The following is a 12,797-nucleotide window of genomic DNA, read 5'->3' as shown; positions in this document are numbered from 1 at the left end:
GATGCCCTCAATGCGCCGCGGCGGGTTCGGAGAACAGGAGATCATGAATCTGCTTTTCCAGTCGCGCAGCGCTGCCGTCGTCGGCCGCGACCTTGTCGACGTCGATCACCTCGGCCTTGACCCGGCCAGGATGCGGCGACAGCAGCAGGATGCGATTGCCGATCTTGATCGCTTCCGCGATCGAATGGGTTACGAACAGTACGGTGAACTTCGTTTCATTCCACAGCTGCAGCAATTCGTCCTGGCAGGTCCGCCGCGTCAGCGCGTCGAGCGCCGCGAACGGCTCGTCCATCAGCAGGATGTCCGGCTCCATCGCCATGCCGCGTGCGATCGCGACGCGCTGCTTCATGCCGCCGGACAGCGTGTGCGGATAGGCGTCGACGACGCGCGTCAGGCCGACCTTCTCGATGTAGGCGCGGGCGCGGCTCTCGGCCTCCTTGCGCGGCATGCGCCGCGCCGTCAGCAGCGGGAACATCACGTTCGCGAGCACCGTCTTCCACGGCAGCAGTTGATCGAACTCCTGGAAGATCATCATGCGGTCGGCGCCGGGCCCTGTAATCTCGCGGCCGCTGATGCGCATGCGGCCTTCGCTCGGCTTGATGTAGCCTCCGACGGCCTTGAGCAGGGTCGACTTGCCGCAGCCCGAAGGACCGAGCAGCACGAAGCGGTCGGAGCGGTCGACCGAGAAGCCGACCCGCTCCGTCGCCGTGATCACGGCGCTGGAGGTCTTGTAGCGCAGCGTGACGCCGTCGACATCGAGAAGCGCGGACATCAGTTGCCCTTCAGGTCGTGCGCGACGGGCAGGTAATAGTCGGTCCACGCCTTCGGCTGGGTCTTGATGGTACCGATCTTGGCGAGGTGGGCGGCGAACTTCATCGTGCCCTGCGGCTCCAAATTCCACTCCATCATGCCGGGCTCCTTGAGCCAGGCCAGCAGGTCCTCGACCGAGGTCTTGTCGCCGGTAATCTCCTTGTAGATCTCGACCGCCGTCTTGGTGTCGCTACGGATCAGATCCTGCGCTTCCTTGGTGGCGTCTCGCACGGCCTGGATGATCTTCGGATTGGCGTCGGCGAACTTGGTGGTGGTGAAGAACTGCGCCTGGCTCAGTGGGCCGCCCATGACGTCGGGCGAATTCATCACGACATGCGCGCCGGGGACGTTCTTCAGTTCGAGGAACGTATAGGGCGGGATCGAGAAATGGTTATGGACCTCGTGCTGCGGATTGCTGAGCGCCGTGTAGGCGTCGGGATGGCCGAGCTGCACGGTGTTGGCGTCGAGCTTGTTCCACTGATCAGCGCCGAATGCCTCGGCTGCGGCGATCTGCAGCACGATGGCCTGGGTGGAGACCTTCACGGTCGGCACCGCGATCTTGTCGCCGGGGCCGAAATCCTTGATCGACTTGATGTTGGGATCACGGCTGATCAAGGTCATCGGCTGCGCCGAGGTCGCGACGATGCCCTTCACGCCGCCGCGGGTACGGTCCCACAGCAAGAGCAGATTGCCGGTGCCGGTGTTGAGGATGTCGACACTGCCCGACAGCAGCGCATCCGTCTGAGCCCCGCCGCCGGAGAAGGTCAGCCACTTGGTCGTGACGCCGGGCAGGCCGAGGGCGGCGGCGTGCTTCTCGATCAGCTTGTTCTTCTCGATGATGTGGCTCGGCATATAGAAGATGCCGGGCTGCCGCGACAGCGAGACTTCGGTCTTCTGCTGCGCCTGCGCCACGGCGCTCCAGGACGCCGTCACCAGCATGGCGGCCAGCAAGCCTGCGGCTCGTAGGGCCGAGCGCCCGAATCTATCGAACATGGGACATCCCTCCTCGCGTGCCCGGCTCCTTCTTGACGGCCGGCCGGGAGATGCACTAATGCATTAGTGCATCTCTGACAAGCGCCGTTTTGCGCCCTGCGACATTCGAGCCGGACGTTCGATCCTCATGGCCCAGCCCGCGACGCCTCACGCAGCTCTTCCCGAACGGCTCGATCCGAGCCGGCGCGCAGCGCCGCAGGTATTCGAGCGGCTGCGGGACCAGATCCTCGCCCTGGCGCTACCGCCGGGCGCGCCGTTGTCGCGCGTCGCGCTGCAGGCCGAGTTCGGCCTGAGCTCGACCCCAATAAGGGACGCGCTGATGCGGCTGGCGGAGGAAGGGCTGGTCGAGATTTTCCCGCAGCATGCGACGCTGGTCAGCCGCATCGACGTGGCCCGTGCCCAGCAGGCGCAGTTTCTGCGCCAGGCGCTCGAGCTCGAAATCGTCCGGCTGCTGGCGCTGACGCCTGCCGTTGCGCCCGTCGACGAATTGCTCGGGCTGATCGCTCAGCAGCGACGGTTCGCCAAGGACGGCGACTTCGCGTCGTTTACGATCGCCGACAACGCCTTTCACGAGCGGCTCTATACCGCCGCCGACAAGCACGAGCTATGGACCCTGGTGCGCAGCCGCAGCGGCCACATCGACCGCCTGCGGCGGCTGCATCTGCCCTCGCCCGGCAAGGCGCAGACCATCCTGCGCCATCACAAGCAAATTATTGACGCGATCGCGGCCGGCCGGCCGGACGAAGCGCAGGCCCACCTGCGCGAACACCTCACGGGCACGCTCAGCGATCTCGCCACGATCCGCGGTCTCTGGCCGGATTATCTCAGCGGTTAGCTGGGATCGTCGGGCGAGGGCGCCGCGACGTCACCCCGCCCGCCGGCGCTGCTGCCCCGCGACATGATTGGCGCGTCGCTCCGGCCCGCGATAGTTCGGATCATCAGCGACACGGCGATCGAGCGCACCGCTGCGCAGCCGCTTGAAGAACTCCTGCACCTCGGCGGACAGACTCTCGGCCACGCGCGAGACGTTGGTCGACGCATTGCGGACGCTTGCGGCGGACTCGCTGGTCTCCTCGATCGCACCGCTGACGGTAGAGATGTTCGCTGCAAGCGTCTTGCTGCCGGAGGCCGCCATCTGGACATTGTGCGAGATCTCGCGGGTCGCCGCGCCCTGCTGCTCGACGGCGCTGGCGATGGCGGTCGTGACATCCGCCATCTGACGCATCGCGGTCGAGACTTCCTTCACCGAGGCGACGGCGTTGCTGGTCGAGTTCTGGATCCCCTGCACGTGCTGGCCGATCTCCTGCGTCGCCTTGGCGGTCTGCTCGGCCAGCGACTTCACCTCCTGTGCGACGACGGCAAAGCCGCGCCCGGCCTCGCCGGCGCGGGCGGCTTCGATGGTCGCGTTGAGCGCAAGAAGATTGGTCTGGGCCGCGATCGCCTGGATCAGATCGACGACCGTCGAGATGCTCTGCGCCGCCTGCGCCAGGCCCTCGATCTCGGCCTCCGACCGGGCCGTCGTTGCATTGGCGTTGCGCACCGTGGAGTTGGACAGCTCGATCTGACGGCCGATCTCGACGATGGAGCTCGTCAGCTGCTCCGCGGCGGCTGCGACCGTCTGCACGTTGACGGCTGTCTTCTCGGAAGCGCCGGCCGCAGAAGCAGCCTGCTCGGTGGCATGGCCCGCAATCCCCGTCAGCGACTCCGCAGTGTTCTTCATCACTCTGACGTTGTCATCGACCTCGGACAATAGCTCCGTCGACTTGACGCGGAATGCCTCGACTGCGGCTTCCATGTTGCGGTTCATGGCGTCGCGCGCCTCGGCCTCGCGGACGTAGTTGGACGAGGCCTGCTGCTGCGCGATCACGTTGTCGCGGAACTTCGCCACCGCCTTCGACACATCGCCGATCTCGTCGGCACGCTCGGCCGTGTCGAACGCCACCGTCGTATCCCCTTCCGACAGGCGAGCCGAGTCGGCAACCAATTCCCGGATCGGCTTCGTGATCGAGCGCGCCACCAGGACGGCGACGAGGACGCCGAGCACCAGCCCGATCGCGAGCAGCGTCCATTCCGCCGCCAGAAGGCGCTCGATCAACGCCGCCACGTCGGCGGACTCCTTGACCAACACGTCCTGCTGATTGGTTTTCATGCCGTCGCCGAAGGTTCCGTCCGGCCGCGGCTTGCCGTCCAGAATCTCCAGCAGCTTGTTCGCACGCGGCGCCGCTTCGGTCGCCAGCAGGAACACGGAGGCATTCCATTGCGGCGACTGGCGCAGCGCGAATATCTTGTCGGGAAGTGCCGCAAACGCTTCGCTCGCCTTGGTCACCTTGTCGAACGCGGCCTTCTGCGACGGTGTCAGCAGGCCCGCCTGGGACGTGATGATCGCAACCGCGTTCTTGTAGTTGCTATAGGGACCGGCGAACTTGTCGCGGTCCGAGACATCCCCCGAGGCGACGTAGAGCCTGAGCTGCGAGCCCGCCGCGGCGAGGTTGCCGCGCAGGTCGGCCATGGTCTTGAGCAGACGCTTCCGCTCTGGCGTCGCCTCCAGGGAGCTCTCCTCGTCGATCATCTTGGTGACTTCGGCGAACATGGTCGCGATCAGCGGCGACGCCTCGGTCCCGAGCAGCTTCGTCGCCGGATAGGCATCGGGAGTGAAGGCGACCGCCTCGGCCTTGTCCTGGGCCGCTCTGAACTCAGCCAGCAGCGGCTTGGCTTCCGCCCACAAGGCGCGGTTGGCAGGGACCCTGAGCTTGTCCGCAAGGCGGTCGAAATCCTGGATCGACTTGTCGAACTCCACCCACATCGACGCCCGCCGCTGCTTCATCTCGGCATCGCCCGTGAGCAGATAGCCCCGCAGCGCCGCGAGCGTGGCATGGAGGTCGCCGACCAGCTGGGTGCTGCCGATCGCCACCGGCGATCTCAGCTCGACGATCTTGCGAAATTTCTGCGCGACGTCGGAAACGGCATAGGCGGAATAGCCGACGGCGCAGGCGAGCAATGTGCAAATCAGACCGAAGCCGGCAAGCAGCCGGCTCTGAATTTTGACGTTGGAAACGAAGCCAAACATTTCAATCCCCCAAACACTCCCAACACGGCTTCAACCGACCATCCATGATCGCAAGATCGATGCGATGTGCCCAAAGGTTGTGCAGCCAAGCCTACGCCCCCAATACAAGCAGAGCGCGAGCCTCGATGACTTTTCTCCTGGTCGAATTAAGCGAATGTGAAGCGTTCCAGCCGTACAACTACGGCGCGAGTGCCTCATTGTGAGGCAGAGACCTCGTTCGAGCAGCACCGCGCGGTGAACCCCGGCCGCCAACGGGCCGCCTGCATTGCGTGCACGTGCCGCTCAAATCCGCCGATCCCGCATGTGACTTGAGCCGCGAAGCGCTTGCGGCGCGCCGCAAATTGGGCAAAACCTTTACAACTGACCGTTGGTGGTCTTGCTGCCGGCCGTTCGGGAGGCGCAAAGCGTGGCGAAGATACTGGTCGTGGACGACGATCCGGTCATGCAGCTGACGATTCAGCGCGTGCTCGAGCACGCGGGCCATGCCGTTGGGATCGCGAGCGACGGCCAGAAGGCCCTCGCCCGGTTCGGCAACGAGCGGTTCGATCTGGTGATCCTGGACATCTTCATGCCGGGCATGGACGGGCTCGAGGCGATGCGGATGATCCTCAAACAGACGCCGGGCGTTCCGATCATCATGACCTCGGGCCGCTCGCACGCTCCGAACTCGGTTTCGGAGCCTGACTATCTTACCATGGCCACCAAGCTGGGAGCCGTTTCCGCGTTGCCCAAGCCGTTCAAGCCGGCCACCCTCCTGGCGATGGTCTCCGATTGCCTGGCGGCGGCAGGGAAGCCATCTGCTCCACCCCGGCCAGGCAACGATGCTGTTCCGAACTCCTGAGAGCAGAGCCGGCGAGCCTGCGCTGAGCAACACCCGCGGCACGAGCAAGGCCCGCGGCTTCGGCCGCATGACCCTGACGACGCGGCTGGCGATCGCAATGATCCTGCTGGTGGCCATTGCAGTGTTCGCCGTCGGCTGGCTGGGCTACCGCAGCCTCGAGCGGGCGCTGCTGCCGCGGGCGCTGGATCGTATCGAATCGCATTCCCGCCTGATGGCGAACGAGCTCGAGAACTATGTCGGCGGCGCCCGCAACGACATCAACGGCTATCGCGCCTCGCCCAACCTCGCGACCCTGGTGCGCACGCTGAAGACCGGCGCTCCCGATCCGCGCGAGGGATTGCCGGCACAGTCGTGGCGCGAGCGGGTCGCGATGCGCTATTTCGCCGAGCTGCAGGCCAAGCAGACCTATGCGATGATCCGCTTGGTCGGGATTGAAAACGATTATCGCGAGCTGATCCGCGTCGACCGGCTCGGACCGGGCGGCACCGTTCGCATTGTCCCCGAGAACGAGCTGATCGCACGCGGCGAGCGCAACTACATCAAGGAGACGCTGAGTCTGCCGCCAGGGGGCATTCGAATTTCCCCGGTCGTTCTCGACGGCAACACCACGGATCCCAAGACCGGGGTCCCGATGCTGTGCGTCGGCACCCCGGTGTTCGCGCCGGACGGCAAGCCCTTCGCCATCCTGATGGTCGATCTCGACATGCGCCCGGTGTTCGCGCATCTGCGCAACGCCGCGCGTCCGGGCGCTCAGCTCTATGTCGTGAACGCCCGCGGCGACTATCTCTTCCATCCCGAATCCGACCGCGAGTTCGCGTCGAAACGCGGCGGCTCGACGCGCTGGCAGGACGACTTCCCCACGCTCGCCGGCGCGACCGGCACGACGGAAGGCTTTGCCCGGATCCTGCACGACGATGCCGATCGTCCCGGCGGCGTCGCCTTCGCGCCCGCCCTGCTCGCCGGGCAGGAATGGGTGGCAGTGATCGAGACGATCCCGAACACCGCCTTCATGGCGCCCGCGCTCGCCATCCGCAAGACGGCCATCGAGGTCGGCCTGATCGCGATGCTGTGCGCGGCGGCGCTGGCCTTCGTGGTCGCGCGCTCCCTGACGCGGCCGATCAACCAGCTGACCCAGGCGGTCGAGGGCGTCGGACGCGGCGAGACGGTGAAGATCCCGCTCGAGGCGGTGGGCGAGACCGGCGTGCTGGCGCGCGCCTTCGCCCGCGTGCTCGACGAGGTCCGGAGCAAGACCGCCGAGCTGGAGCGTGAGGTCCAGGAGCACTATCTGACCGAAGCGGCCCGCGATCATTTCGCCGCGCGCGAGCGTCTCTATAGCGCCGCGGTCGAATCGTCGAACGATGCGATCGTCACAATGGCGCTCGACGGCACCATCACCGGCTGGAATCCGGCGGCCGAGGCCATGCTGGGCTACTCTGCCGAAGAGTCCGTGGGCCGCCAGGCCGATTTCGTCGTCCCGCCGGACCGGATGACCGAAGCGCAGGACATCCTGCTGCGCGTTGCGCGCGGCGAACGGATCCAGGCCTTCGAGACGGTTCGCATCCGCAAGGACGGCGAGCACATCCTGGTCTCGCTCAGCGTCTCTCCGATCAAGTCTCCATCCGGGCAGATCATCGGCGCATCAAAGATCGCACGCGACATCACCGCGAGCCGCAGGACCGAGCAGGCGCTGCAACAACAGACCGAAGAGCGCCGACGCATTTTCGAGACGTCGCAGGATCTGATCCTGATCACCGATCGCAGCGGCGTCCTTGTGCAGGTCTCGCCCAGCGTCGAGGCGGCGCTCGGCTATACGCCCGACGAGATGATCGGCCGCAGCGGCGCCGACTTCATCCATCCGGACGATCTGGCCAAGTCTCGCGAAGAGCTTCGCGCCTCCCGCCAGGGCCTGCGCAGCCGCACCTCCGACGCGCGCTACATCCACAAGGACGGCCGCGTCGTGACGTTGTCGTGGACCTCGAACTGGTCGGAGCCGGTGCAACGCCACTTCTTCATCGGGCGCGACATGACGGAGAGCCGGCTGGCGCAGGAGACGCTGCGCGAAAGCGAGCAGCTCGCCCGCAACATCGTCGAGACCGCGCTGGACGCCTTCGTCCAGATCGACGACAAGGGCGCCATCCTCAACTGGAACTCGCAAGCCGAGAAGATCTTCGGCTGGTCGCGCGCCGAGATCCTCGGCAAGGACGTGTTCGACGTGATCACGGTCCAAGGCGAGGGCGAGGAATTGCGTACGGCGCTCGGCCGCATCGTGATGACCGGGCAGGCCTCCGCGCTGGGCGTCGGCCGGCGGCGCGAGGTCATGGTGAAGCGGCGCGACGGCCGCGAGTTCAAGGCCGAGCTGAGCGTCACTGCGTTGAAGACGCGCAACGGCTTCGTGCTCAACGGCTTCTTCCGCGACCTCACCGACAAGATCGCGACCGAGGAGCGGATCCGCCAGTCCGAGAAGATGGAGGCGATCGGCCAGCTCACCGGCGGCATCGCGCATGACTTCAACAACATTCTCACCGTGATCACCGGCACGATCGAGATCCTCGCGGCGGCCGTCGCCAAGGAGCCGCAGCTGGCCGCGATCACCAGGATGATCGACGAGGCTGCGGCGCGCGGCGCGGATCTCACCCAGCACCTGCTGGCCTTCGCACGCCGCCAGCCGCTGCAGCCGCGCGAGGTCGACGTCAACACGCTGATGATCGACACCGCCAAGCTGCTGCGGCCAACGCTCGGCGAGCAGGTCGAGATCGAATCCGTGTTCCAGGACGAAACCTGCGCGGCGCATGTCGATCCCAACCAGCTCGCCACGGCGATCATCAATCTTGCGCTCAACGCCCGCGACGCCATGCCCAATGGCGGCAAGCTGATCCTGGAAACCGGCTGGGCCGAACTCGACGAGAACTACGCGAGCCTCTACGACGACGTCAGGCCCGGCCGCTATGCGATGATTGCGGTCAGCGACAGCGGCAGCGGCATTCCGGCTGGCATCATCGACAAGGTCTTCAATCCGTTCTTCACCTCGAAAGGCCCCGGCAAGGGCACCGGGCTCGGACTGTCGATGGTGTACGGCTTCGTAAAGCAGTCGGCCGGTCACATCAGGATCTACAGCGAGGAAGGTCACGGGACCACGATCCGCATGTACCTGCCGCCGGGCAGCGAGGGCGCGTCTGCTCCGTCGTCGGGAACCGCACCGGCCGTGGAAGGCGGCCACGAAACGATCCTGGTGGTGGAGGACGATCGGCTGGTGCGCGGCTACGTGCTCGCCCAGCTCCATGCGCTGGGCTACGCGACCCTCGAAGCCGGCAACGCCGCCGAAGCGCTCGGGATCGTCACTGCCGGCGAGCATTTCGATCTGCTGTTCACCGACATCATCATGCCCGGGACGATGAACGGACGTCAGCTCGCGTCCGAGATCCAGCGGCTTCGTCCGGGCCAGCGCGTGCTGTTCACCTCCGGCTACACCGAGAATGCAGTCGTGCATCACGGCCGGCTCGATGAGGGGATCCTGCTGCTGCCGAAGCCGTACCGCAAATCCGAGCTCGCCAAGATGGTGCGCAAGGCGCTCGCCGACCAGGACGCCTGAGGCTGCCACGCGGCGAGCCATCGACAGAGCCGCCTTCGGGAGGCCTTGCCAACAGCCTCAATTGGCGCGCGACGCCGTCATCACGATACGGATCAGGTCGGCGGCGTTGCGGGCACCTAGCTTCTTCATGATGTTGGCGCGATGATCCTCGATCGTCCGCGGGCTGATGCCGAGCGTTCGCCCGGCCTCCTTGTTCGAGGCGCCCGCCGTGAACTGCTCCAGGACCTCACGCTCGCGCCGCGTCAGCGGCTCCCGGCCGGGGAAATGCAATGATCCGATCTTTGGCGAGGCGTTCTCCTTCTGGCGGCGCGCGAACGCGCCGATCGCCTCATTCAGACGGGCCACGATCTCACTGCCGCGGAACGGTTTCTCGATGAAGTCGAGCGCGCCGTTCTTGATGGCGTTCACCGCCATCGGGATGTCGCCCTGACCCGAGATCATGAAGATCGGCGCCGGATAATCCTCGCCGTGAAGTTCCCTCAGAATGTCGAGCCCCGATTTCCCGGGGATGTGCACGTCGAGAAGAATGCAGGACGGAGTCCGGCTTCGCGCCACCGCCAAAAGCGCGGCGCCATCCGCGAAGCAGATCACCTCATACCCGCCAGCCGACAAAACCATCGAAAGGGTGTCGCGCACGGCTGGGTCGTCATCGACGACAAAAATCTCACCGCGGGAAGTTGTTTGTTCGGCCATGGGCGATTGCTCTTGCAAAGGGAGAAGAAACAATGAAAGCGCGTCTTATGATACCATACTCGTCAGGTGGTTTGGGCACCCGTATTTGTACGGCTTATGGTCCAAACCCACAAGTAGTAGCTGCGGACCGGTGACCGTCATCACGAGAACACGATATGGACACGATCTCAAGACGGTCGTTGCGGATCACATGCTGCCTTGCAAAACACATCGGCCCCGACACGATCATGATCGAAGTCAAACTCATACGGCTTGCGCGTCGGGCAGCGCTCGGTTCGCGCGGGACCGACGGTTTCATCGATGGGATTTCTGCACGGCATTCGACACAAATTGGCTGGGCAGCGGCCAGCATTGCCCGTGTTTTGATCAGGCGGAGGTGGGACGGGAACGTTGCATACCGTCGAGATCCATCGATCAGGCGTCGAGCCGATGCAGCTCTCTCACGACCGATGCTTCGCAGCAACACTGTCGGCCGCGACGCCGCCCCAGGTGTGCACCACCGGCAGGCCGAGCGCCGTCTTGCCGAGATTGGCGAGATAGATTCGCAATGCGGCAAGGTCGACCGGCTTGGGCAGACTCTGCAGATCGATTCCGAGTGAGCGGGCATAGAGCCGCGCCGCGATCCGCCGCGCCGCATCCATGCCGCTGATGACGATGACCGAGCCGGCAAAACGGCTGTCGGCAATCGCCTTGAGAACCTCGGTGCCGTCCCCATCCTCGAGCATGAGATCGAGGGTCACGCAATCGAAGCGCTTGTTGCGCACTTCGCGGATCGCATCGCTGCAGGTCGCAACAACCGTCACCGCATGGCCGGCCTGCTTGGCCGCCAGCGAGATCAGCGTCCTCTGGGACGCATCGTCATCGACGACGAGAAGCTGCAGCGCGCGCCGATCGCCATCGTCAACAGCCGCGGGCCGGCTGGCTGAAGGCTGAGAACTCATGACCGACATTGGCCGTTCCTGGGAAAGTTGACTGACTTCATTGTCGTACACACCCGATCCTGCAGCGACGTAAAGCGCCGTCAAGAAAAACGGCCCCCGCGCTTAGGATTTGCGCAGGAGGTTCGAGTCCTGCGCGGGCTCCACGCTCGGGAGCTCACAAACAGCAGGCGGTCGAACCGGGGAGCTGCAGGCACGAGAGCTAGTTGACGGTCGCTTCCTGGCCGGAGGACACGCTTCCCCGCTTCTTCTTGTTCTTTCCCTTGATGAACTGGATGTCCATCTCGGAACCATTGACACGGACGAGCTCGCAGCGCCGATAGGCCAGTCCCGTCGAGGACAGCAGCAGAAAGAACTCCTTGAGGTTCAATCCCTGGATGGACCCCTCGACGGTCAGCACCGCGTCGTTGTCCGAGATGGCATTGAGCTGACAATCCCGCCGCCAAGTCCCGTCGATGCCCATGATGCAGACATCGTAGCCCCGGCTGAAGGTGACGCGCTCGGTGCCTTTGTTCTCTTCAGACATCTTGTGTCCTGCTCTCCTGCGGCGCTCGCGCGATCAGTGGCTGGCGGCCGCGACCCTGGGCGTGCCCGGAAGCGGCGGCTTCGCCGTGGAGGCCACGCCGCTCGGACGGTAAAGGCCGCGACGATCCGCGAGCGGCTTGAACACGTCGGTGAGACCGACCACGGTTTCCGCTGCACCAAGGACCAGGAAACCATCCGGCTCCATCAGCTTGGCAAGGCGGCCGAAGATGTTGATCTTCGTATCCTGATCGAAATAGATCAGCACGTTGCGGCAAAAGACGACGTCGAACGTCCCGAGCTGCGAGAAATCGTGCAGCAGGTTGAGCTGACGATGCTGGACCATGCCGCGAACGTCGGAGTTGATCTGCCAGAGCTCGCCGGCCTGCTTGAAGTATTTCACCAGAAGCTGGATCGGCAGCCCGCGCTGCACCTCGAACTGGCTGTAGAGGCCAGCCTTGGATTTCTCCAGCACCTCCTGGGACAGATCGGTGGCGACGATCTCGACACGCCATCCGGCGAGCGCACCGCTCATCTCCTTGAGCGACATCGCCAATGAATAGGGCTCCTGGCCGGTCGAGCACGCGGCGCACCAGATCCGTATCGATTTGCGATTGGCGCGCGCCTTCAGGAGCTCCGGCATGATCACGTCGCGGAAGTGATCAAACGGAACCTTGTCGCGGAAGAAGAACGTCTCGTTGGTCGTCATCGCTTCGACGACCTGACTGATGAGCGCACTCGATCCGTCCTTCAGCTTCTGGACGAGGTCGCTGATGCTGGCGAGTCCGGCCTTGCGCGCGAGAGGAAGCAGGCGGCTCTCGATCAGATATTGCTTGTCGGCAGACAGGTCGAGACCTGATTTGTCTCGAAGCAGCTTGCGCAGGAATTCATAATCTGGCTGGTTCACGGACGGCCTCTTCTGGGCAGACGAAGGGGATCAGGCGGATTCGGCTGACAGGGCCTGGATGAGACCGACTTCCTGGAACTTCGCGGCGACAATTTCTTTGTCGAACGGCTTCATGATGTACTCGTTGGCGCCGGCATTCAGCGCGCGCGAGATGTGGTCGATGTCGTTCTCGGTGGTGCAGAACACGACCTTCGGACCTTCCCCGCCGGGCAGCCGGCGCAGGCGCCCGAGGAAGTCGTAGCCGTCCATGACCGGCATGTTCCAGTCGAGCAGGATGGCATCGGGCAGGCTCTTGGTGCAGAGCTCGAGCGCCCGCTCACCATCCTCCGCCTCGACCACGGAGAAACCCAGCTCCTCCAGGATGCGGCGCGCGATCTTGCGCACCACGCTGGAATCGTCCACGACCAGACAGCTCTTCATGTTTGTCTCCCCTATGG

General features: G+C 64.8%; 11 protein-coding genes. 3 read left to right on the top strand and 8 right to left on the bottom strand.

Features of this window, described 5'->3' with window-relative positions:
• Positions 1-7 precede the first annotated feature (7 nt).
• Positions 8-772 (bottom strand): ABC transporter ATP-binding protein, encoded by a 765-nt coding sequence (locus QX108_RS19600; RefSeq protein ID WP_315787281.1) that lies wholly within the window; start codon positions 770-772, stop codon positions 8-10.
• Positions 772-1,803, bottom strand: coding sequence for an ABC transporter substrate-binding protein (locus QX108_RS19595; RefSeq protein ID WP_315787278.1), 1,032 nt, complete (start codon positions 1,801-1,803; stop codon positions 772-774). The genes QX108_RS19600 and QX108_RS19595 overlap by 1 nt, the downstream gene beginning before the upstream one ends.
• A 127-nt stretch (positions 1,804-1,930) precedes the next feature.
• Here QX108_RS19595 and QX108_RS19590 point away from each other — a divergent pair, with 127 nt between their 5' ends.
• The gene (locus tag QX108_RS19590) at positions 1,931-2,638 is read left to right on the top strand and encodes a GntR family transcriptional regulator (RefSeq protein WP_315787276.1); all 708 of its coding nucleotides are present in this window, start codon (positions 1,931-1,933) and stop codon (positions 2,636-2,638) included.
• A 30-nt stretch (positions 2,639-2,668) separates the two neighbouring features.
• Here the strand turns inward: QX108_RS19590 and QX108_RS19585 are convergent, their stop codons facing one another.
• Positions 2,669-4,870 carry a methyl-accepting chemotaxis protein gene (locus QX108_RS19585; RefSeq protein WP_315787274.1) on the bottom strand — a complete coding sequence of 734 codons (2,202 nt, stop codon included), beginning with the start codon at positions 4,868-4,870 and terminating at the stop codon, positions 2,669-2,671.
• Between the two features lie 406 nt (positions 4,871-5,276).
• On the opposite strand from QX108_RS19585, the gene QX108_RS19580 reads away from it, so the two are divergent.
• Together QX108_RS19580 and QX108_RS19575 are read left to right on the top strand one after the other, a co-directional pair.
• On the top strand, positions 5,277-5,711 hold the full coding sequence (locus QX108_RS19580) for a response regulator (protein WP_315787315.1): 435 nt from the start codon (positions 5,277-5,279) through the stop codon (positions 5,709-5,711).
• Positions 5,692-9,300: a PAS domain S-box protein gene (locus tag QX108_RS19575; protein ID WP_315787272.1), complete on the top strand. Its 3,609-nt coding sequence runs from the start codon at positions 5,692-5,694 to the stop codon at positions 9,298-9,300. Before QX108_RS19580 ends, QX108_RS19575 begins: the two co-directional genes overlap by 20 nt.
• Before the next feature lie 57 nt (positions 9,301-9,357).
• On the opposite strand, the gene QX108_RS19570 is transcribed toward QX108_RS19575, so the two are convergent.
• The 5 genes from QX108_RS19570 to QX108_RS19550 form a co-directional block, all read right to left on the bottom strand.
• Entirely contained in the window at positions 9,358-9,993 is a 636-nt protein-coding gene (locus QX108_RS19570; RefSeq protein ID WP_006612093.1) for a response regulator transcription factor, read from the bottom strand.
• A gap of 440 nt (positions 9,994-10,433) precedes the next feature.
• Positions 10,434-10,943: a response regulator gene (locus tag QX108_RS19565; protein ID WP_172115190.1), complete on the bottom strand. Its 510-nt coding sequence runs from the start codon at positions 10,941-10,943 to the stop codon at positions 10,434-10,436.
• A 190-nt stretch (positions 10,944-11,133) separates the two neighbouring features.
• Entirely contained in the window at positions 11,134-11,457 is a 324-nt protein-coding gene (locus QX108_RS19560) for a PilZ domain-containing protein (protein ID WP_315787269.1), read from the bottom strand.
• 33 nt (positions 11,458-11,490) lie between these two features.
• Positions 11,491-12,360 (bottom strand): protein-glutamate O-methyltransferase CheR, encoded by an 870-nt coding sequence (locus QX108_RS19555; protein ID WP_315787267.1) that lies wholly within the window; start codon positions 12,358-12,360, stop codon positions 11,491-11,493.
• 30 nt (positions 12,361-12,390) lie between these two features.
• Entirely contained in the window at positions 12,391-12,780 is a 390-nt protein-coding gene (locus QX108_RS19550) for a PleD family two-component system response regulator (protein WP_284422362.1), read from the bottom strand.
• Between the last annotated feature and the right edge of the window lie 17 nt (positions 12,781-12,797).

Source organism: Bradyrhizobium sp. SZCCHNR1002 (assembly GCF_032381435.1).
Lineage (GTDB): Bacteria > Pseudomonadota > Alphaproteobacteria > Rhizobiales > Xanthobacteraceae > Bradyrhizobium > Bradyrhizobium aeschynomenes.
The sequence above is the reverse complement of the archived record's forward strand: the minus strand, read 5'-3'. Positions and strand labels throughout refer to the sequence as shown.

What these genes read in the sequence shown, in the direction of transcription:
- QX108_RS19600 (WP_315787281.1), bottom strand. Translation starts at nt 772, where the DNA reads ATGTCCGCGCTTCTCGATGTCGACGGCGTCACGCTGCGCTACAAGACC.
- QX108_RS19595 (WP_315787278.1), bottom strand. Translation starts at nt 1,803, where the DNA reads ATGTTCGATAGATTCGGGCGCTCGGCCCTACGAGCCGCAGGCTTGCTG.
- QX108_RS19590 (WP_315787276.1), top strand. Translation starts at nt 1,931, where the DNA reads ATGGCCCAGCCCGCGACGCCTCACGCAGCTCTTCCCGAACGGCTCGAT.
- QX108_RS19585 (WP_315787274.1), bottom strand. Translation starts at nt 4,870, where the DNA reads ATGTTTGGCTTCGTTTCCAACGTCAAAATTCAGAGCCGGCTGCTTGCC.
- QX108_RS19575 (WP_315787272.1), top strand. Translation starts at nt 5,692, where the DNA reads ATGCTGTTCCGAACTCCTGAGAGCAGAGCCGGCGAGCCTGCGCTGAGC.
- QX108_RS19570 (WP_006612093.1), bottom strand. Translation starts at nt 9,993, where the DNA reads ATGGCCGAACAAACAACTTCCCGCGGTGAGATTTTTGTCGTCGATGAC.
- QX108_RS19565 (WP_172115190.1), bottom strand. Translation starts at nt 10,943, where the DNA reads ATGTCGGTCATGAGTTCTCAGCCTTCAGCCAGCCGGCCCGCGGCTGTT.
- QX108_RS19560 (WP_315787269.1), bottom strand. Translation starts at nt 11,457, where the DNA reads ATGTCTGAAGAGAACAAAGGCACCGAGCGCGTCACCTTCAGCCGGGGC.
- QX108_RS19550 (WP_284422362.1), bottom strand. Translation starts at nt 12,780, where the DNA reads ATGAAGAGCTGTCTGGTCGTGGACGATTCCAGCGTGGTGCGCAAGATC.